We start from the raw sequence: 20,262 nt of genomic DNA, 5'->3' as shown, positions 1-20,262 counted from the left end.
CGCCCGTCGAGTACGAGACCAACCACTACATGGAATCCACGAAACCCCAGGTCACAACCACCATCTGAGATCTCTACCGAACCCGGGGCGGTTCACTCTGGGTGTCCAGGACCACCAGGGTCGGGTCCTCTAATCGGCGGGCGCGTTCGCGGACCTGGCAGCGCAGGAGTTCATGGATGACCTGGTCGGTTCCGTCGTCCCGCCAGGCGGCGAAGTAGTAGTAGGTCGCGCTCTTCTGCGGCAGATCGTGCGGGAGATAGGCCCACTGGCAGCCGGTCCGCCCCTGGTAGAGGATCGCGTTCACGATCTCCCGCATGTCGTAGGCGCCCTGGTGGCCGCTGACCGAGCGGTGCCGGTCCTTCCACGCGGTGATCACCGGCTCGATCACCGACCATTGTTCGTCCGATAAGTCACTCGGATACGGCTTGCGTTCACTCACCCGGTCACATCACCAGATCAACAACCGTGGACCGGCAGATTCCGCCCGCCGCCACACCATCAGGCGACCGCAGCTGACCCTGTTGCCCATTGACAGTTGAGGGCTGACAGCGGCTTGGTGGTGCTGGCAGGGTTGGTGGTGCGGCCGGTTCCTTCCTGATCCCCGGGCGTGAGGTGGGATGGGCGTGTCTATGGAGCCGCAGTCGTGGCCGGAGCCGGATCCCGTGGTGGCGCGGGCGGTGCGGGCGAAGAACTACGGGCGGCAGGTTCCGTTGCCGGTGGCGGTGCGCGACCGGCTGGGGGAACTGTTCCCGGACGGGGAGTTCGCGGAGGCTTTCGGCGCGACGGGGCCGGCGGGCTGGTCCCCGGGTCGGCTGGCGTTGGTGACGGTGTTCCAGATGGCGGAGAACCTGACGGACCGCCAGGCCGCGGAGGCGGTGCGTGACCGGCTCTCGTGGGCCTACGCGCTCGGGCTGGAGCTGGAGGACACCGGCTTCGACTTCACCGTGCTGTCCCAGTTTCGCACCCGGGTGGTCGGACACCATCTGGAGGAGAAGGTCCTGGACCTGCTGCTGGAGAGGCTGACGGAGCGGGGTCTGGCCGGAGCCGGGGGCAAGCAGCGCACCGACTCCACCCACGTCGTCTCCGCGGTGCGGGACCTGAACCGCCTGGAGCTGGCCGGGGAGAGCGTGCGGGCGGCGGTGGAGGCGTTGACGGTGGCCGCGCCGCACTGGATCGCCGGCGTGTTGGACGTGCCCGGCTGGTCGCGCCGCTACGACACCCGCATCGACACCTGGCGCATGCCTTCCTCCGCCACCAAGCGCGAGCAGCTCGCGCTGACCTACGCCCGCGACGGCTTCGCCCTGCTGGAAGCGGTCTACGATCCGCGCTCGGAGCCCTGGCTGCGCGAGCTGACCGCGGTGCAGACCCTGCGCACCGTGCTGTTGCAGAACTACACCCGCACCACCACGCGGGGCGGGCGCGAGGTCGTGGCCCGCCGCGCCAGGACCGAGGAGGGCGGTGACGGGCAGCCGCCCGGCCATCTGCGCATCGCTTCCCCTTACGACCTCGACACCCGCTGGTCCGCCAAGCGCGACACCTTCTGGAACGGGTTCAAGCTGCATGTCAGCGAGAGCTGCACGGACGCGCCCGAGAAGGAACGCACCGCCCCGAACCTGATCACGAACGTGGCCACCACCGCCTCCACCGTCCCCGACACCAAGGCCCTGGACGGCATCCACCAGCAGCTGCGGCGCCGAGGCCTGCTCCCGGGTGAGCACTACCTCGAATCCGGCTACCCCAGCGCCGACATGATCGTGAAGTCCCGCCGGACCTACGGCATCGCGTTGATCACCCCGGTCCTGCTCGACCAGTCCCGCCAGGCCCGCGAGAACGCGGGCTTCCAGGCCGACGCGTTCACCATCGACTGGAAGTACCAGCAGGTCACCTGCCCCCAGGGGCAGGCCAGCTCCTCCTGGAGCCCGTGCACCCAGCACGGCTATCCGATGATCGTGGTCGCTTTCACCAAACCGACCTGCGGCCCCTGCCCGGTCCGCGAGTTGTGCACCACCAGCCGCCGGGGCTTCCGCCAGCTCACCTTGAACCCCCGCCCGCTGACCGAGGCCCTGCGCACCGCGCGCGCCGAACAGACCGGCCGGGACTGGCAGGACGCATACGCCCTGCGCTCCGGCGTCGAGGGCACCATCCGCCAGGCCCTCGCCGTCACCGACAGCCGCCGGGCCCGCTACCGCGGCCTCGCCAAGACCCACCTCGAACACGTCCACAGTGCCGTTGCCCTCAACCTCATCCGCCTGAACGCCTGGTGGAACGGCAAGCCACTCGACCGCCGCCACACCAGCCACCTCGCCCAACTCGAACTCAGCCTCGCCGCATAACCGAATGGGCAACAGGGTCATCTGCGGTCGCCTGATGGTGTGGCGGCGGGCGGAATCTGCCGGTCCACGGTTGTTGATCTGGTGATGTGACCGGGTGAGTGAACGCAAGCCGTATCCGAGTGACTTATCGGACGAACAATGGTCGTTGATCGAGCCGGTGATCACCGCGTGGAAGGACCGGCACCGCTCGGTCGTTGAACGCATACGTCGGGGCCGAGTTGAGGAACACACAGCCGCTCTCGCCCCACGTGGTGTTCGTGTCGCAGCGGATCTGGTCGAGGTAGACCTGCTCGGGACGGTAGTCCTTGCTCCACTGGTAGTCGATATTCTGCCCCACGCCGGGAGAGTGAACGGTGCCCTCGATCTTGACGTCAGGCTTGTACAGGTATGCCTGGTTGGCCACCGAGTTGTCCCACGTACTTCGTCGTCAGCGACGCCGAGTGGGTCTCGCCCGGCTTCCAATGCGGCGTGGCCGTCCAGTCGCCGCCCTGCGGCTCGATCGGCGTGCACGTTCCCTGACAGATGTGCCCGTTGAAGGCGGAGAGGCTGATCCCGCCGTCGAACTCGGCCGGAATCCAATCCGCCAACGTGACAGTGCCCCGCCGCGGCCCCGGGCCTCGTTTGATCTCAGCGCGGGGAGAGGTCCTCGGGGAGGAGCAGCCGCAGGTCGTCCAGGCTCGGTACCGGGACGGTGCTCAGCCGTCCCGCCTGATGGGTCATCATTTGCTCCAGCGTCTGCCGGGCCAGCCGAGCGTTGCCGAACGTCGCCCCCCTGGGGATGTCGTCGAAGTGGGTCCGCAGCGCGTTGGCCGTGCCGGGCGCGCACTCGTAGCCGTTGTCGGCCGCGTGCATGCGGACGATCGTGACCAGTTCGTCCGAGGAGTAGTCGGGGAACTCGATACGCCGCGGGAAGCGTGAGTCGAGGCCCGGATTGGAGCTCAGGAACCGGTTCATTTCCGCGGTGTACCCCGCCGCGATCACCACCACCTCGTCGCGGTGGTCCTCCATCAGCTTCAGCAGTGTCTCCACCGCCTCCTGGCCGAAGTCTGAGGAACCGGCGCCCGAGCGGGGCGTCAGGGTGTACGCCTCGTCGATGAACAGGACGCCTCCCAAAGCCCGTTCGAACACCTCCCGGGTCAGCTGCGCGGTGTGTCCGACATAGCGGCCCACCAGGTCCGCACGTGAGACCTCGACGAGCTGGCCGCGCGGCAGCACGCCCAGGGAGGCCAGCAGTTCGCCGTAGAGCCGCGCCACGGTTGTCTTGCCGGTGCCGGGCGGGCCGGCGAAGACCAGATGGTTGCTGATCCGAGGCGCGGGCAGGCCGGCCTCCTTCCTCCGGCGCGCGGTGGCGAGCAGATTGACCAGGTCGCCCACCTCGCGCTTGACGGCCGCGAGGCCCACCAGGGCGTCCAGCCGCAGCAGCGGATCCTCGTCCTGCCCGTCCTCCGGCGTGCCGCCCGCCGGGACGCCCACGTCCTCCGCGGTCAGCACGGCCAGCTCCCGCTCGCCGGCCTCCGGCAGGGTAGCCAGCCGGGATGCCTGCCGGTCCACCATCTCCTCGAAGACCTTGCGGGCGGTACGGCCGTTGCCGAAGCCCGCGTCACGGGGAATCCGCTCGAAGCGGGTGAGCAGTGCGGTCCGCGCCGCCGGATCCAGCTCGTAGTGGTGGCCGGTGCACATCCGCTCCACGATCGTGACCAGCTCGTCCGAGGTGTAGTCGCTGAACTCGACGCTGCGGGTGAAACGCGAGGCGAGACCCGGGTTGGACGCCAGGAAGTCCGTCATCTCCTTCGGATAGCCGGCCGCCACCACCACCACGTCCTCGCGGTGGTCCTCCATCAGCTTCACCAGGGTGTCGATCGCCTCGCGCCCGAAGTCGGCACCACTGCCGCCGCCGTCGGAGAGCAGGGTGTACGCCTCGTCGACGAACAGCACCCCGCCCAGCGCCTTGTTGAAGGTCTCGGTGGTCTTGATGGCCGTCCCGCCGATGATCTGCGCCACCAGGTCCGCACGCGACACCTCCACCAGGTGCCCGGAGCGCAGCACGCCGAGCGAGGCGAGGATGGAGCCGTACAGCCGGGCGACGGTGGTCTTGCCGGTGCCGGGCGGGCCCGCGAAGACCAGGTGGCGGCTCATCGGCGGAGCGGGCATGCCGATGCTCGCCCTGCGCTGCGCCATCCGGTTGAGGTTGATCAGCGTCAGCACCTGCTGTTTGACCTCGTCGAGGCCGATCAGCGACTCCAGCTCGGCCACCGGGCCCGTACCGGACAGGGTTTCGGCCGCCGCCGGGGCCGCTCCGCCGGGCAGCCGCCCGTCGCCCGCCGCCTCCGCGTCCTCCGCGGTGCCCCAGGCGTCCGGGGCACCGTTCTCCGCACTGGCCAGCCCCTCGACGGCGAGCCGGTCGCCGGGCACCGTCTGGCGCACTCCGCTGCCCCGGTTGGCGCGGACGGTGCAGCCGGTCAGCGACACGGCGTCGGTGCCCTCCACCCGTATGCCGTCGGCGCCCGAACCGGTCACCTCGCAGCCGTTGAGGGAGGCCCGCGCGCCCGCGGACACCAGTACGCCGTACTCGGCGGACCCCGTCACCACGGCACGCACGGCCGCCAGTTCGCCCTCGGGTGCGATGTGGACGCCCGCGCCGCCGGACTCCTCGACCCTGGTGTCCCGCAGCGTGAGCGTACCGAGCGCCCCGATGTGGATCCCGGCCCCGGCGGGGGTACGCAGCCGGCCCTTGCCGACGAACAGATTGCCGTGGCCCGAGACATGGACCGCCGAGTCGCCCGACCGCTCGACGACGCACTCCTCCAGCCGCCCCCTGCCGTCCTTGACGACCTCCACGCCGTGCGTGCCGGCGCCGGTGACCGTGGCCCGCAGCAGCAGCGGGTTGGCGCCGCCGCGGATCACGATTCCGGACCCGCCGCTGTCCCGTACCTCAAGGCGGTTGAACTCGGCGGCCGAGTCCTCGTCGAGCAGCACGCCGGTGCCCTTGGCGTCATGGACGACGGTGTCCGTCAGCACCGGTGAGGAGAAGCCGGTGACGCGTACGCCGGGTTCCTCGGCGGTGGCGAACACGCACTCCTCGAACGTGCCACGGCTGCGCTCGGTCACCAACAGGCCGTGCCCGCCGGTCCGTTCGGTACTGCACCGGGCCAGCGTCGGTGAACTGCCGCCGCCCAGGACGAATCCGTGCCCGGTGACGTCGCTGACGGCGACGTCCTCCAGGACGACCGGCCCGGCGCTGTTCACGAACACGCCGACGACGGCCTTGCGGACCGTGCCGCGCACCATCCTGACCGAACTCTCCTCCTCGACGGCGACGCCCGGCTTGCCGGTCGCCGATATCGCGCATTCCTCCAGGAGGACGTGCGCCTGCCCGTTGGTGAGGACACCGTTGCCCTTGGTGTCCCTGAGCCGACTGAAGCGCGCGGTGATCCTGCCCTGCTCACCGGCCACCACGGCGGACGTACCGAGGTGTTCGACGACGCAGTTCTCGAGGAAGCTCTCGGCCGAGGAGGTGGACACCACACCGGCGCCCACCGGGTTGCTGATCCGGCACTGACGCAGCGCCAGCGACCCGCCGTCCCGCGCGAAGAGCGCCGACCAGGCCGAACCGTGGATGTCGCACCGGTCCATCGCGAGCTGCCCGCGCGGCGCGTCGACCACGGGCAGTTCGTCGTCGTGCCCGCGCAGCACGAGATCCCTGACCATCACCGCGTCCCCGGTGAGTGTCAGCGCCGTACCGCGCCGGGGCGCCAGCTCCACCGTCCCCTCGCCCTCGGCGGCGGTCAGGGTGATCGCGGCCGAGACCGTCAGGCTCTCCTCGTACCGCCCCGGAGCGATCCTGACGACCGCTCCGGCACGGGCCCGTGCGACGGCCTCCCCGACGGTGCGGTGGTCGCCCGTCCCGTCGGCGGCGACGGTGAGCATCTGGCGTGACACTTATCTGACCTCCCGGACCCCTGCGCCGTAGGTACGGGGCGGAGACGCGCGGCATGTAGGGCGTGGGAAACTGCTGTGCCCATCATGCCTGTTGCCGCAGGTCGCCCGCCATGGTGGTCGGCGTTCCGGGGCCGCCGGGGCACGGGTCCGGGGCGTGTTCCGGGGCAGGTACCGGTGGTGCGGGGAGCGTCGTTACCATCGGCGCATGCGATCTTCGAGGTCCTCGGTGTCCCACGCACTCGGGCCGGCAGCACTGGCCGCCCTGCTCCTGATACCCGGCACCGCGGCTCCGGCCGGTGCGGCGGGGGACGCGGACAGCCCCTCGCTGCCGGGAATGCCCGCCACTGTCGCCGACGGCCGCCCGTGCACTCCGGGATCCGCCAAGAAATCTGCCCAAGTCCCCTGGGCGCAGAGCTTCCTGGGGATCGACAGGGCCTGGGAACTCAGCCGTGGCGCGGGGGTCAAGGTCGCCGTCATCGGCACCGGAGCGGACCTGCGGCGGGTTCCGGCGCTGGACGGCCGGGTCACCGGCGGCCCGGATGTGGTGGCGGGCGGCACCGTGCGGGACGACTGCGTCGGATACGGCACGTTCCTCGCCGGGATCGTGGCGGGCGGGCAGCAGCAGGGTGTCAAGGCGGCCGGCGTCGCCCCGGAGGCCGAGGTGATCGCGGTGCGGGCCACCGACAAATACGGTGCGACCACACCCGAGGCGCTGGCCAAGGGCATCAGGGCGGCCACCGACTCCGGGGCGCGGATCGTCCACGTGGCGCTGAGCGTCCCTTCCGCACCGAAGCAGCTCAAGGACGCCGTCCTCGCCGCGCAGAAGGCCGGTGCGCTGGTGGTGGCGCCCGCCTCGTCACGGGAGTGGGAGCGCGGCGCGGCGGCATCGCAGACGGTGAACGGGCCCGCCTACCCGGCGGCGCTGCCCGGGGTGCTCGCCGTTTCCTCGGTGGGGCCGGGCGGCGAACCGGAAGCACCGGGCACGGAGAAAGGGCGGCGTACGCAGCCCAGGCTGAGCGCCCCCGGCGTCTCGGTGATGGGGCCGGGGCCGGGCGGCCGCGGCCAGTTCACCGGCCGCGGCGACGCGGTCGCCGGCGCCTTCGTGGCCGGTACGGCGGCCCTGGTCCTCTCCTACCACCCCCGGCTGACCGCCGAGCAGGTCGCGCACCGGCTGGAGTCCACCGCCTACGGGGCCGTGGGTGACACGCCGGACCCCGGCATCGGGCTGGGGATCGTCGATCCGGTGCGGGCGCTCTCCGCCGTACTCCCCGAGGAACACACACAGTCCCTGGCCGTAACGGAGAACGCCTCCGCACCGGCCGTCCCGCCGCTCGACCCGCCGGAGGCGCGCAACCGGGCGCTGGCCGTGGCCGGCTGGGCGACAGGGGTGACGCTGCTGGTCGCCTTCCTGGCGTTCGTGCTGCCCAGAGGGCGCCGCCGGGGATGGCGGGCCGGCCGGGCGGCAGGTCGTCCTGCCGCGGAAGCGGACTGAGCCCCGGCCATCATCGCTGGGCGGCAGCGGCGTCAACGTCCGGCGATCCTTTCGGCCGGTCTCGACATCCGGTGACCCGCTCGGCCGGCCTCAACGTCCGACGATCCGCCGCAGCCACCGGGAACGGGCATCGCGGGCATCCTGGCTGAGGACCGCCCGCGGCGCGAGGGTGTCGAACCCGTGGAAGGCGCCGGGCCACACATGCAGTTCGGCCTCGCGGGACAGCCTGCCAGCACGACCGCGCCGGCAGCACCCGGGGGCAGTGCGCCGGACGAATTCCGTCCGGCCGTGCACGCGAAGTCCCGTCGTACGCCCGGTAGATGAAGTGGGCGGGACGGGACTTCGCGTACATGCCTAGGCCTCGCCCTCCGGGTCCGGCAGCAGCGGGGTCTGCACCTGCACCACACCCCTGCGCGTGATCAGCTGTGCCCGGCCGGGCGGCAGCTGCCTCGGCTTGGTGTCGTTGAACAGGTATCCCTCCGAGGGCGGGCAGGAGAGCAGCGCGGCAGGTGTGTTGACCTCCAGCAGCCGGCGCAGCAGCGGGTCGTTCATCGCCCGAGCCGCGCCGTTGGCGCTGCGTGCCACGATCAGGTGCAGACCGAGCTCCGCGCCCTGGGCGAGGTAGTCGAGCAGCGGCCCGAAGTGGTTGCTCATGTTGCCGCCGGACACCATGTCGTAGTCGTCCACGACCAGGAAGACCCGCGGGCCGCTCCACCAGTCCCGCCGCTTCAGCTGGGCGGGCGAGATGGCCGCGCCGGGCAGGCGTTCCTTCATGGCCCGTGCGACGCCGTCCACCGCCTGCTTGAGTACGTCGACGGAGACGGCGTAGCCCAGCCGGTGCGACTCGGGGACGCTCTCCAGCAGCCCGCGCCGGTAGTCGATCAGCAACACCCGCGCCTCGGCGGGGGTGTAGCGGTCGGTGACCGCCCGGCAGACCGAGCGCAGCAGGTTGGTCTTGCCGGTCTCCGCGTCGCCCACCACCACCAGGTGCGCGGTCTGTGCGAAGTCGTGCCACATGACGTCGAGCTGGTTGCCCTCCAGGCCCAGCGGCAGGCGCAGGTCGCCGTCCGCGCCGACCTGGGCGTCGGGCAGCTCGGAGGGTTCCAGGACCGACGGCAGGGTGCGGACCGCGGGTGCGGGCGGGCCCTGCCAGTGCTCGGCCACCTGGGCCACGGCGTCGGCGACGCCCGCCCCGAGGTCCGAGGAGCTGTCGCCGCCGTCCAGCCGGGGCAGAGCGGTGAGGAAGTGGTGCTTGGAATCGGTCATGCCGCGGCCGGGTGACTTGGGGATGGTCGCGGCGGCCCGCATGTTGATCATGGAGTCCATGCTGTCGCCGAGCCGCAGCTCGAAGCGGGTGCCGAGCTGGTCCCGCAGCGCGGTGGGGATCTCCGACCAGCGGCCCGCCGCCACGATGAGGTGCACACCGTAGTTGAGGCCCCGCGCCGCCAGCGCCGTGAAGGTGTCCATGATGTCCATGAAGTCCTGGCGGATCGTGCCCCAGCCGTCGACGACGAGGAACACATCGCCGTACGGCTCGTCGGGCATCTCACCGGCGGCCCGGCGGGCGCGCAGCATCGCCATGGAGTCGATGCCCAGCTCGGCGAACTGCTTCTCGCGCCGGGCCACCAGCCCGTGCACCTCGGCCAGTGTGCGCTGCACCCGCTCCAGGTCCAGCCGGCCCGTCACGCCGCCCACATGGGGCAGGTCGCGGAGCGAACCGAGCGAACCTCCGCCGAAGTCCAGGCAGTAGAACTGGACTTCGCGCGGAGTGTGGGTGAGGGCGAGCGACATGATCAGGTCGCGTACGAGCGTGGACTTGCCGCTCTGCGGACCGCCCGCGATACCGACGTGCCCGCCCGCGCCGGACAGCTCGGCCACCAGGGGCTCGCGGCTCTGGTCGAAGGGCCGGTCGATGATGCCCACCGGCACCGTCAGCCGGCCGTGCAGCTCGGGATCGATGGTGGTGAGACCCCGCTCGGCGTGCGGCTCCACCCCCATCAGCAGGACGTCCAGCGACAGCGGGCGCTCCAGCGGCGGCAGCCAGACCCGGTGCGCGGGCCTGCCGCCCTCCCGCATCCGGGACACGGCCAGCGCGAGCAGGGACTCCTCGCTCTCCTCCTCCGCCACCGGCTGCGGGTCCGGGTCGGGCGCGGGGAGGCGGGGCGCGGTCCACTCCGTGCGGTACGGGACCACCTGACCGGCGACGGCCGACGCGCCGACCCTGCGGGCGCCCTGATAGGGCCCGGAGACGTACGCGGCCTTGAACCGGACCAGGGTCCCGGTGTCCTTCTTCAGGATGGCGCTGCCGGGTACGGAGGGCAGCTGGTAGGCGTCCGGCACACCCAGGACGCCACGGCTCTCCATCGAGGAGAACGTCCGCAGCGCGATCCGGTACGACAGATGCGACTCCAGCTGGGTCATCCGGCCCTCGTCCAGCCGCTGCGAGGCGAGCAGCAGATGGACACCCAGACTGCGGCCCAGCCGTCCCACCATCACGAACAGATCCATGAAGTCACGGTGTGCGGAGAGGAGTTCGCTGAACTCGTCGACCACCACGAAGAGCGTCGGCAGCGGCTCCAGATCGGTCCCCGCAGCCCGCGCCGTCTCGTACTCGAACGCCGACGTGTAGTTCCCGGCGCTGCGCAGCAGCTCCTGGCGGCGCATCAGCTCACCGTGCAGGGCATCCTGCATGCGGTCCACCAGGGAGGACTCGTCGGCGAGGTTGGTGATGACGGCCGAGGTGTGCGGCAGACCGTCCAGGCCCAGGAACGTGGCGCCGCCCTTGAAGTCGACCAGGACGAAGTTCAGCTTCTCCGAGGAGTGGGTGAGCGCCAGCGCCAGCACCAGGGTCCGCAGCAGCTCCGACTTGCCGGAACCCGTCGCGCCGATCAGCACGCCGTGCGGGCCCATACCGCCCTGCGCCGCCTCCTTGATGTCCAGTTCCACCGGGGTGCCGTCACCGGCGAGCCCCAGCGGCACCCGCAGCCTGGCCCGTTCGCTGCGGTCGTCGCGCACGGCGTCCAGATCGACGGTGTGCAGGTCGGGGAGGCCGAGCAGGGTCGTCAGCTGCACGTCCGAGGTGAGTGCCTCACCGTTGTCCGTGGTGATGCCCATCCGATAGGGGGACAGCTGCGTGGCCAGTGCCCTGGCCCGCCGGGGACCCAGCACATCGGGCCTGCCGAGCGCGGACGTGGTCTCCTTCCCCGACCGGTCGGTGCTGACCAGTTCGAGCTGCTGCCCGGCGATCCGCAGCCGTAGGGTGTGGCGGGACTGACGCCAGGGCAGGGAGCCGGACACGTCCAGCGTCACCGTGTTGCGGTAACCGTCGGTGGCCAGCCGGGAGTCGGCGGGCGTCCGGGCGCTGTCCAGGACCACGACGCAGTAGGGCTCCTCGGTGCTCGGGACGGCGTCCGTCTCGAATGCGGGCCGGCCGGTCAGTTCCTCGCCGAGCAGTGATTCGAGACCCAGGACGGAATCGGTGACCAGCCGCACGGGGCCCCCGCCGTCGACGTCCGTCGGATGCTGGGCGTGCGGCAGCCACTTCACCCACTCCCAGGCATCCCGGCGGTCATGGTCCGCCAGCACCACGATCCGCAGGTCCTGCGGCGCGTGGAACACACTCAGCTGCGCCAGCAGGGCCCGCACCATCGCGTGCACCGCCTCCTCCTCGGACTGGAGCAGGACGCGTGCGTAGGTACGCAGATAGACCGCGACCGGCTGGTCGGGCACCGTGCCGTACGCCTTGATGAAGCGCCGCAGGGCGTGCGCGGACAGCGGCTCCAGATCCTCGACCGGCTTGGTGCTCAGCGGTGTCAGCTTCGTCGCCAACTGCTGCTCGCCCACCGCGATCCGCACCTCGGCGAAGTCCGCGTGCGCCGCCCGCCGCTCCCACAGCCTGGCCGTCGGCACCAGGCTCCACAGGGATGCCGGGTCCGGGTGCGACCACACCTGCGCCTCCCGCTGCTGGGTGATCACCTTGCGTATGCGCCTGCGGCTGATCGACAGGTACCGCATGTAGTCGCGCCGCTCACCGAGCAGCGCCCGCTTGCGGTCCCCGGAAGCCCGGACGATCTGCGAGACCAGCATGCCGACGGCCGACAGCGCCATCAGGCCGATGGCGACGTACATCATGGGGCCGCCGCCACTGCCGGGACGCAGGAAGATGAGCACCATGCCGAGCGAGCTGAGCGCCATCGGCATGTACGTGATCATGTTGCCCATCGCGCTCTGCGTCTCCGGCACCGTGGGCGGCTCCTGGAGGCTCAGTTCGCCATGGGGCATCTCGGGGCCAAGACGCCGGGGAGGCCTCTTGAAGAGGACCACGCTCAAAGGGAATCGCCTTCCTGAGGGGTGCCGGCGGTTGCCGTGACGCGTCTTCGGGATGACGGAACGTCAAACACCTGCGGTACGGCCGACGGTGCGGGAACGCAGGCCGGGGGGTGGGTGGGGGCGCGACCGCCGATCTTGGCGGCACCCCACAACGTACAGACTGCACGCACAAGTTAATGTGATCAATCTGACCGCGTCGACCACTGTCCTGGAAGGCGATGAAACGCGCTTGACCGACATATCCGCGGCACCCCTGTGCCGCCTCACGGTGCTGACGCCCGACCGCTCCGTCGAACTCGCCGTACCCTCCGACATCGTGCTGGCCGATCTGATGCCGACCATCGTCGACCACGGGGGCACCGACCTCTACGAACGTGGCGCGCAGGCGGGCGGATGGGTGCTCCAGCGCCTCGGTCAAGAACCCCTCGACGACGAGAACACCCTCGGCGACCTCGGCTTGCACGACGGCGAAACGGTACATCTGCGCCTGCGCGGGGACGCCCTCCCCGAGATCCACTACGACGACCTCGTCGACGGGCTCTCCAGCCGGCTGCGCGAACGCCCCGACTCCTGGCGGCCGGTGTGGTCGCACCACCTCATGACCGCGCTCGCCCTGAGCACCCTCGCCACCGGCCTGCTGCTCCTGCTGCTGCCCGGTTCCACGGGGCTCAGGACGGTCTGCGCGGCGGCGACCGCGATCCTCCTGCTGGCCGGTGCTGCGGCAGCCTCACGGGCGGTCGGCGACATCGGCGCGGGCGCCGCGCTCGGCGCGGCGGCCGTCCCCTACCTCGCCCTGGCCGGAGCTCTGGTGCCCCAAGGGGCCGAGTCCGACGCGGAACTGGGCGCCCGGCTGCTCGCGGGCTGCTCTGCGGCGGCCGGCGCCGCCGTGCTCGCACTGGCCGCCGTGGGCGCGTGCGCCCCGCTGTTCCTGGCCGCCGCCCTGGCCGCGGTCCTCGGGGCGGTCGGCGGAGCCGTGATGCTCTTCGGCGTCCCGGCCACCGGCACGGCCGCCCCGCTGATCCTGGCGGTCGTCCTGCTGGGACACTTCCTGCCGTCCCTGGCGTTCCGCCTGTCCGGACTGAAGGTGCCGCTGCTGCCCACCAACGCGGGCCAGCTCCAGGAGGGCATCGAGCCCACCCCGGACGAGCGGATCGCCGCCCGCGGCGCCGTCGCCGACAGCTACCTCACGGGCCTCTACGGCGCCACCGGGCTGGTGGCCGCGGGCTGCCTCACGGCGCTGGCGTTCGAGACGTCCTGGGCACCGCTCACCCTGGCGGCGGTCCTGTGCGCGCTGATGTTCACGCACGCACGGGCGATCGGCGGCGCCTGGCAGCGTCTCGCCGTCGTCCTGCCGGCCGCCTACGGTTCCGTACTGCTGACGGTGCAGCTGGTCCTGCGGACCGACGACGGGTCACGGCCGCTGCTGCTCGCCGGTCTGCTGGCCGTCGCGGCCGTGCTCGCCATCACGGGCTGGACGCTCCCCGGCCGTCGCCTGGTGCCCTACTGGGGGCGCGCGGTCGACCTGCTCCACCTGCTCTTCGCCATCGTCCTCGTCCCGCTGGCCCTGCTCGTCGCCGGTCTCTACCAGTACCTGCGGGGCCTCAACAGCTGAGCCCGCTGTCCGGCGTCCGCCGCCGGACAGCCGGCGGATCCCGGGGTCCGGCGGCCGAGAGCCGCGGTACCCCGGGCCCTCGCGCGCCGGGCCGATGCCCGGTCGGAAAGGCAAGGAATGCAGTCCAGGCGGGACCAGGTCCACGCGCACATGTTCGTCATGAGCCGGCTGTCACTGGGAATGCTCCGGGACGACCCGGACGCCCCCGAGTCCGCACACCGGCGGACCACGAAGGGCTTCGTCATCGGCCTCGTGGTCGCGGCCCTGGCCGCGCTCATCGTCGCGGTGTACGGGCTGGTGGTGCCCGGCGGCTCGAACGCGTGGAAGGCCACCGGAACGCTGGTGCTCGACGAACGTTCGGGCGCCCGCTACCTCACGCTCGACGGAGTCCTCCACCCGGTCCTCAACGAGACATCGGCCAGACTGCTGGCGGGTGACCGGATGAAGGTGGTGAGCGTCAAGCCCGCCTCCATCGAGGACGCCCCGCGCGGCGCGACCCTGGGCATCGTCGGCGCGCCGGACCCGCTGCCGCAGGCGGGCGCGCTCAGCCGCGAGGCCTGGTCGGTGTGCACCACCCGGCCCGACGCCGCCTCGGAGCCGCTCCTCACCCTGGCCGTCGGCCTGACCGCCAAGGGCAGGCCCGTGACCTCGGACGGGGCCACCCTGGTCCGTACCGTCCCGGGCGGCACCACGTACCTCCTCTGGCACGGCACCCGGCTGCGGCTGAACACCGCGAACTACGCGGTCCAGGCACTGGGTTACGACCCCGACGGGGCGCATCCGGTCCCGGACGCGTTCCTCAACGCCCTGCCGGCGGGCCCGGATCTGGCGGTGCCGGAAGTGTCCGGACGCGGCAAGGCGGGCCCCTCGCTGGCCGGCCGCCCGACACGGATCGGGCAGCTCTTCGACGGCTCCGGCGGCCACTACCTGCTGACGGAGCGCGGGCTGACCAAGGTCACCGCGCTGGAGGAGGCACTGCTGAAGGGCGATCCGCGTACCCAGCGGACCGCCTACGCCGGAGGAGCAGTCGTACTCCAGAAGATCGGTCCGGACGACCTGGCGCGCCACCAGGACCCGAAGGCGACCCGGCTCGTGGGAGCCGGGGGCGGTACGGTCCCGACCGGTCTGCCCAGGCCCAGCCCGGTCGGCGCGGGGGAGGGCGTATGTGCCGTCGTCGGCACCGCGGACGGCAGGCCGACGGTCTCGGTCGTCCTGCCCCGCGCGGACGCGGTGGGCGGCCGGGCGGTGTCCAACCAGCCCGGAATCACGGCGGGTTCCGGAGCCGCCGACTTGTTCGCGGTACGTCCGGAAGGCGGCGCCCTCGTCACGGCACTCTCCTCGGCGGGCACCGACACGGCCTACTACCTGGTCACCGAGTCGGGTGCCAAGTACCCGGTCCCCGGGGGCGAGAAGGGACTCCAGCCGCTCGGGTACAGAGCCGATCAGTCCGTGCCCATCCCGTCCGGTGTCCTCGGGATGCTCGCGTCGGGGCCCGCACTGGACGACACGGCCCTGCTGACGCAGGGACTCGTGGAAGCGTCGAAGAACACGATGCCCCGATAGCCGATTTTCCTCGGTCTTAAGGGAATTGAGGTTTCTCTGAGGATAGGAGGGCCGGGAGGCATGCGCGTTTCCCGGCATTTCCACAGCTCACACACGTATCGCAGATGAACACTCAGATTGTCGGGGGACATTCGTGCCAAGATCCCGTACGACGTATTAACCTGATGATCCGTCGACTCCCGGAGGGTGTGATTCCGGTGTGGTCGGCCTGTCGTGCGCCCGTGGTGCCGCCGTGTTCCCGCAGTGTCCAGGAGGACCCCCATGTCTGATGTCTCCGGCTTCAACGTCAACTCGGCCGACGGCCTGTCCAACGATGAAACAGCGATGCTCGAGACGCTGAAGACGCTGGACCAGCATCTTCGCGACATGGATGAGGCGGGCCGCAAGGTCAGGACCATCCAGGGTCAGGTCCGGGCTGCCTACCAGGCGGTTTCCTCGGAGACCCACGCGGCGGGCATCGACGAGTGGCTCAGGGCGCACGGCCGGGTCATGGAGCGCACCCAGTTCTTCCGCGAAGGCACCGCGATGGCCAACCGGCTCCTCACGGACGCCGAGCACGAGGCGAAGGGCTACGCCGCCGGTATCGCCGGCACGATCAACCCCGGGTGACCTTCTCCGCCTTTGTCCCCGCCTTTTCTTCCCCGCTCTCTTAACCGCCTCACGAGGAGTTCCGCCATGACCGTCAAGATCAGCCACCAAGGGGTCCTGGACGCCATCAAGAACATGGACGCGGCCCAGCAGGAGATGAAGGAGGCGCTCGCCTGGATGGAGAAGAACTTCGGCGCGCTGCGCGACACCCTGAGCGGTCAGACCCGTACCTCCTGGGAGGAATTCCAGGCGGAGCTGGCCAAGATCAAGCTTCAGCTCGACGAGCAGTACGGGGTCGCCCGGACGACTCTCCAGCGGATGCACGCCCGGCAGATCGACGGAGACATCGACGGCGGGCGCGGCCTGAACGGCCTTCAGGGCAGCTGAGCCGACCGACCGAACCGACTTCTGTGAGGTGTGAGCATGGCTGCTGACGAGAATCCGGGCGATATCTTCCAGTCGACCGACGGCGTCTATCTCAGGTACGCCAACCAGGAGATTCCCAGGTTCCGCCGCGACCTCACGGTCAACGCGAACTACGTGAGCCTGGGGTCGAAGATCCCGCTGGCTGTCGGAAACCCCGAGAAGTGCTCGCAGGCGAAGGCGCTGGAAGGCCAGATGGAGGCGTACCGCGCCAGCATGCGCACCCGGTACGAGACGGCCATCACGCTCCTGAACAACTTCTCCGCCAGCCTGCGTGACGTGGAGACCAAACACAAGGACGCCGAGGACGAATCCACGAGCATCGGTGGCACCCTCGCCGACGAGTTCTCCGAGATCCTGACCCCGAAGGGAAAGTGAAACCATGGCTGAGGTGCCCCCCGGGATGCCGGCCAAGTGGGAGGACATCCTCGCCATGTTTCACGACGGGACCACCAAGCTTCCTGACCGGGACCAAGTGGCGGGCCCGGGGGCGAAGAAGTGGATCACCAGGATGACGAACGGTCAATGGTTCGAAGGCAATCCGGCGCACATGGCGCAGCAGTGGGGGCTGGACGGGTGGTACGCGTTCGCCTTCCCCACCCGCCCGAAAGAGCAATGGCTCATGTTCGGGTTCGGTTACAACTGGACCGACTTCGGCAACGATTCCGGGGCGTTGACCGAATTCACCGGAGCGGCCGGTCCGATTCTTGGATCGGTGGCATCCGGAACGAACAAGGACGCCAATTCGGCGTCATCGAGAAAAGCGTCCGAGATCCTCAACAACATGGATGTCTGGACGGGTGGATGGGCGACCCAGTTCAATGAATGGGCCGAGAAGGTGGGGGACGGATCGGAGGAACTGCAAGGAGAGTCCGCAGCCCTCTTCGAAGCCGTCCTCCAGGCGGTGAAGCGCTCGCTCCAGGAGACGCAGTCCTTCTACATGAGCGGTGCGGTAAAGGACGATCTCCAATCGGTGAGCACTCAGTTGGAGGCCACCATAGGGGTGCTGCGGAAGAACTCCTGGGACTGGTTCGACAAGCTGGAAACCGTGGGCACAGGCATCGAGCATCGCGAAGCCGGTGCCATTTCCATGGCCTTCACACATCTGCGTGCGCAGTTCCTCAAGGTGATGAGCACCCAGAATCCCACCTCGGACCACGATGCGACGGTCAGCGGTCCCGACTGGGACGGTATCGAGCGCGAAGCGAAGAAAAGCTGGCTCGCGGGTGTCAAGACCGAGCTCGACGACGCGTCCTCGCAGACGATGCTCGCCCTGGCGACGGCGTACGACAAGGCGAGCGCGAAGCTCTCCGACGCCAACTCCGTCGTGAAGCCGACGTTCACCATCTCGCTGACGTCCGAGGAGCAGAAGGAGTTCTACGGCGACGCGGGTACCGGCGGCGACGGCGGAACGGGAGGCGCCGACGACTTCCTCAACAAGTTCAAGGAGATGTTCGGCAACGGCGCCGGTGGTGACGGCGCGGGCGGTGAGGGCGGTGGCGGTGAGGGCGGTGGCTCCGGCGGTGGAGGCGGCGGCGATCTGGGCCTCGGAGGCCCGCCGCCGGTGACCGGTCCGAGCGGGGGAGTCTCCTCCGCCAACCTCCCGAAGACCAATAACCTCGGCCTCGGCCCGAATCCGGTCACCGGACCCAGCGGCGGCACCTCCGGCACGGGCAATCCCCTGGGAGGCGGCGGGCTGCCGGCCGGATCGCGCATCGATCCCAAGACCGGCGCCGTCACCGACGCCAAGGGCAAGCCGGTCCTCGGCGCGGACGGCAAGCCCCTGATCGTGCCGTCCGGCTCCACCATCGGCCCCGGCGGTAAGATCATTTCGCCTGCGACCGGTGGCCCGAAGCCGCCGACGCTTCCGAGCGGCTCCACCTCAGGGGGTCTGGCGCGTGGCTTCGGAGTCGACGCCGAGGGCAACGTCATCGTTCCCAAGGGCACCAGGGTGGACGCTCAGGGAAACCTGATCGGCGCGGACGGCAAACCCCTGACCAACATGTACGGCGGGAAGCTCAGCGTTCCGCCGGGCTCCCGGATCAACGCCGACGGCACCATCACCGACCCGCAGGGCAAGCACATCACCGAGAGCAGCAACAACCTGAAGACCCGCAACCCCAAGACGCTCGACGAGCTGCTGAACGGTCAGCGCCGTCCGTCCACGTCGAGCGGCGACCTCTTCGGCGGTTCGAAGGGCGCCTCCGAAAACCTCCGCAAGATGGTCGACAGCAACGGCAACCCGATCCGCGAGGCGTCGTCCGTGGTGTCCGGGCTCAGCAACCGGGCCCGTGCCGCCATGGGGCTGCCCGCGACGCCGGCCGTCCCACCCGGACGGGGCAACCTGCCCACCCAGTCGCTCGGCGCCCTCGGCCGGGGCGGAGCGGGCGGCGGGACGGGGACCGGGATGCCCTTCATGCCCCCGATGGGCATGGGCGGTGGTGGTGGTGCCCCGGGCGGCGGAGGCAACGGCGGTGACCGGCAGCGCAACGTATGGCTCTCGGAGGACGAAGAGGTGTGGGGCACCGAGCCCGACGCCGGAACGGGCGTGATCGGACGATGAGTTCCGCAGGTGCAGAGACGGGTGGAACGCCCTCCGGGGGTGAGGACTCCGCCATGCCTCCGGTGCCCGATGACATCCGCGCGGCGGCGCGCACCGCACCCGAGCACTGGTTCGGCACGGTGGACCCCGCGTGGAGCGGGGACGGTGAGCCGCCGCTGTGGGCGGTGATCGGGCAGTGGCGCTCGGACGCCGACGGCGAGATCGTCGAATGGCAGCGGAACGACGAGTACCGGCCCTCGCCGGGCATGCTCGGCTGGCCCGAACCGACCGACGACGTGGATGCCGCCATGCAGCTCGCGGCCACCGGCTACGGCCCGGTCGAGGGCGTCGCCCTGGCCGTGGTCACGGCCGAACTGGCCGTCCTGACCGCTCCCGGCGGTGGCGCGGTCAGCGCCTGCACCCCGGACGGCGACCCGGTGGTGCCGGTGTTCACCGCGCCCGCCCATCTGGAGCGGGCGGGCGCGCTCGCCCACCGGGTGCTGCCCGTCTCGGAGGCGTTCGCACTCGTACCCGAAGGCCAGGATTTGTACCTCAACCCGACGGGCCCCGTCGCTCTGCGGCTGTCCGCGGACGACCTGTCCCGCGCGGTCGACGTGCTGGAAGCGGCGGCGGAAGGCAAGGAGGAGCAGTACTGATGGTGTCGTTCCAGGAACAGCTCGCGGAGGCCATGGCCGGCCTCGCGGAGCAGACGAAGAAGATCCAGCAGGTCCAGGAGGAACTGGCCAGGGCGTCCGCCTCGGCAACCTCCAAGGACCGGATGGTGACCGCCTCGGTCAACGCCCACGGCGAGATCCTCTCCTTCAAGTTCCACACCGAGGGCTACCGCACGATGCCGGGGGCCCAGCTCGCCGAGGTGCTGAAGACCACCGTCAACGCGGCGCGTACGGAGATGAACTCCAAGGTCAGCGGCTCGGTACGGCCGTTGATGGGCAGTCAGGAGGAGCTGGCGAGCGGACTCTTCGGCGGTGGTGAGCTCGACGATCTGCTCGCTCCGCTGCGCGCGATGCAGCCCGAGGGGCTGACGGAGACGGTGCTGGGCGGCGGGCGCAAGCCGTCCGGCAACCGCGGCGAGGAGGACGAGTTCTATGGCTGACGGAACCCTGAGCGTTCCGGGGGATCTCCCGCGCCGGTTCACCCAGTTCGGCGCCGTCTCAAGGATCGTCGGTGAACTGGGCGTCCTCAACGACCACATCAACCTGGAGAACAGGACCGCGGGCGGCAAGGACGATGTGTACGCGAAGGAGTACCACAAGTTCGTCGACTCGGCGGGCAAGGGGCTCACCTACGGCCTCGAAGGCCTCTCCGATCTGCTCGAAATGGTCGGTATCAGCGGCAACAACGCCTCGGTCATCCTGAACGACGCCGAGGACGACGCCAACCACATTGCCGCCGGCTGAGCCGGCCGAACTCCGAAGACGCG

At 70.5% G+C, this 20,262-nt stretch carries 13 protein-coding genes and 3 pseudogenes; 12 read left to right on the top strand and 4 right to left on the bottom strand.

Annotated features, from left to right (window positions below):
- Positions 1-94 precede the first annotated feature (94 nt).
- Positions 95-439, bottom strand: a pseudogene (locus ACWD6R_RS21270) (transposase); the annotation flags it as partial.
- 178 nt (positions 440-617) lie between these two features.
- On the opposite strand from ACWD6R_RS21270, the gene ACWD6R_RS21265 reads away from it, so the two are divergent.
- A complete protein-coding gene (locus ACWD6R_RS21265; protein WP_451820115.1) occupies positions 618-2,333 on the top strand; it encodes a transposase in 1,716 nt (571 codons plus the stop codon).
- Between the two features lie 94 nt (positions 2,334-2,427).
- Positions 2,428-2,511 (top strand): annotated as a pseudogene (locus ACWD6R_RS21260) (transposase); the annotation flags it as partial.
- Between the two features lie 449 nt (positions 2,512-2,960).
- Here the strand turns inward: ACWD6R_RS21260 and ACWD6R_RS21255 are convergent.
- Positions 2,961-6,260 (bottom strand): right-handed parallel beta-helix repeat-containing protein, encoded by a 3,300-nt coding sequence (locus ACWD6R_RS21255; protein WP_451820116.1) that lies wholly within the window; start codon positions 6,258-6,260, stop codon positions 2,961-2,963.
- Positions 6,261-6,477: 217 nt separating this feature from the next.
- On the opposite strand from ACWD6R_RS21255, the gene ACWD6R_RS21250 reads away from it, so the two are divergent.
- On the top strand, positions 6,478-7,764 hold the full coding sequence (locus ACWD6R_RS21250; RefSeq protein WP_451820114.1) for a S8 family serine peptidase: 1,287 nt from the start codon (positions 6,478-6,480) through the stop codon (positions 7,762-7,764).
- A 90-nt stretch (positions 7,765-7,854) separates the two neighbouring features.
- On the opposite strand, the pseudogene ACWD6R_RS21245 reads toward ACWD6R_RS21250, so the two are convergent.
- Together ACWD6R_RS21245 and eccCa are read right to left on the bottom strand one after the other, a co-directional pair.
- A pseudogene (locus ACWD6R_RS21245) lies at positions 7,855-7,980 on the bottom strand (alpha/beta hydrolase); the annotation flags it as partial.
- Positions 7,981-8,118: 138 nt separating this feature from the next.
- On the bottom strand, positions 8,119-12,045 hold the full coding sequence (gene eccCa / locus ACWD6R_RS21240) for a type VII secretion protein EccCa (protein WP_451820113.1): 3,927 nt from the start codon (positions 12,043-12,045) through the stop codon (positions 8,119-8,121).
- Between the two features lie 277 nt (positions 12,046-12,322).
- On the opposite strand from eccCa, the gene eccD reads away from it, so the two are divergent.
- The 9 genes from eccD (at position 12,323) to ACWD6R_RS21195 (ending at position 20,239) form a co-directional block, all read left to right on the top strand.
- A complete protein-coding gene (gene eccD / locus ACWD6R_RS21235) occupies positions 12,323-13,705 on the top strand; it encodes a type VII secretion integral membrane protein EccD (protein ID WP_451820112.1) in 1,383 nt (460 codons plus the stop codon).
- A gap of 117 nt (positions 13,706-13,822) precedes the next feature.
- On the top strand, positions 13,823-15,268 hold the full coding sequence (gene eccB / locus ACWD6R_RS21230; RefSeq protein WP_451820111.1) for a type VII secretion protein EccB: 1,446 nt from the start codon (positions 13,823-13,825) through the stop codon (positions 15,266-15,268).
- Between the two features lie 261 nt (positions 15,269-15,529).
- Positions 15,530-15,877, top strand: a complete 348-nt coding sequence (locus tag ACWD6R_RS21225; RefSeq protein ID WP_451820110.1) for a hypothetical protein — start codon at positions 15,530-15,532, stop codon at positions 15,875-15,877.
- A gap of 66 nt (positions 15,878-15,943) precedes the next feature.
- Complete coding sequence (locus ACWD6R_RS21220) at positions 15,944-16,243, top strand: hypothetical protein (protein WP_451820109.1); 300 nt, start codon at positions 15,944-15,946, stop codon at positions 16,241-16,243.
- A 36-nt stretch (positions 16,244-16,279) separates the two neighbouring features.
- A complete protein-coding gene (locus ACWD6R_RS21215; protein WP_451820108.1) occupies positions 16,280-16,657 on the top strand; it encodes a hypothetical protein in 378 nt (125 codons plus the stop codon).
- Between the two features lie 4 nt (positions 16,658-16,661).
- Positions 16,662-18,842, top strand: coding sequence for a hypothetical protein (locus ACWD6R_RS21210; protein WP_451820107.1), 2,181 nt, complete (start codon positions 16,662-16,664; stop codon positions 18,840-18,842).
- A 53-nt stretch (positions 18,843-18,895) separates the two neighbouring features.
- Positions 18,896-19,477, top strand: a complete 582-nt coding sequence (locus ACWD6R_RS21205; protein WP_451820106.1) for a type VII secretion system-associated protein — start codon at positions 18,896-18,898, stop codon at positions 19,475-19,477.
- Positions 19,477-19,935 (top strand): YbaB/EbfC family nucleoid-associated protein, encoded by a 459-nt coding sequence (locus ACWD6R_RS21200; RefSeq protein WP_266364628.1) that lies wholly within the window; start codon positions 19,477-19,479, stop codon positions 19,933-19,935. The genes ACWD6R_RS21205 and ACWD6R_RS21200 overlap by 1 nt, the downstream gene beginning before the upstream one ends.
- Positions 19,928-20,239 (top strand): hypothetical protein, encoded by a 312-nt coding sequence (locus ACWD6R_RS21195; RefSeq protein ID WP_451820105.1) that lies wholly within the window; start codon positions 19,928-19,930, stop codon positions 20,237-20,239. Before ACWD6R_RS21200 ends, ACWD6R_RS21195 begins: the two co-directional genes overlap by 8 nt.
- Positions 20,240-20,262: the final 23 nt, after the last annotated feature.

The organism is Streptomyces sp. NPDC005151 (genome assembly GCF_053599875.1).
This window is presented reverse-complemented; position numbering and strand designations above follow the sequence as displayed.

Excerpts from the sequence above, each read along its gene's own strand:
- ACWD6R_RS21265 (WP_451820115.1), top strand. The coding sequence starts at position 618 with ATGGGCGTGTCTATGGAGCCGCAGTCGTGGCCGGAGCCGGATCCCGTG.
- ACWD6R_RS21255 (WP_451820116.1), bottom strand. The coding sequence starts at position 6,260 with ATGCTCACCGTCGCCGCCGACGGGACGGGCGACCACCGCACCGTCGGG.
- ACWD6R_RS21250 (WP_451820114.1), top strand. The coding sequence starts at position 6,478 with ATGCGATCTTCGAGGTCCTCGGTGTCCCACGCACTCGGGCCGGCAGCA.
- eccCa (WP_451820113.1), bottom strand. The coding sequence starts at position 12,045 with ATGCCCCATGGCGAACTGAGCCTCCAGGAGCCGCCCACGGTGCCGGAG.
- eccB (WP_451820111.1), top strand. The coding sequence starts at position 13,823 with ATGCAGTCCAGGCGGGACCAGGTCCACGCGCACATGTTCGTCATGAGC.
- ACWD6R_RS21225 (WP_451820110.1), top strand. The coding sequence starts at position 15,530 with ATGTCTGATGTCTCCGGCTTCAACGTCAACTCGGCCGACGGCCTGTCC.
- ACWD6R_RS21220 (WP_451820109.1), top strand. The coding sequence starts at position 15,944 with ATGACCGTCAAGATCAGCCACCAAGGGGTCCTGGACGCCATCAAGAAC.
- ACWD6R_RS21215 (WP_451820108.1), top strand. The coding sequence starts at position 16,280 with ATGGCTGCTGACGAGAATCCGGGCGATATCTTCCAGTCGACCGACGGC.
- ACWD6R_RS21210 (WP_451820107.1), top strand. The coding sequence starts at position 16,662 with ATGGCTGAGGTGCCCCCCGGGATGCCGGCCAAGTGGGAGGACATCCTC.
- ACWD6R_RS21205 (WP_451820106.1), top strand. The coding sequence starts at position 18,896 with ATGCCTCCGGTGCCCGATGACATCCGCGCGGCGGCGCGCACCGCACCC.
- ACWD6R_RS21200 (WP_266364628.1), top strand. The coding sequence starts at position 19,477 with ATGGTGTCGTTCCAGGAACAGCTCGCGGAGGCCATGGCCGGCCTCGCG.
- ACWD6R_RS21195 (WP_451820105.1), top strand. The coding sequence starts at position 19,928 with ATGGCTGACGGAACCCTGAGCGTTCCGGGGGATCTCCCGCGCCGGTTC.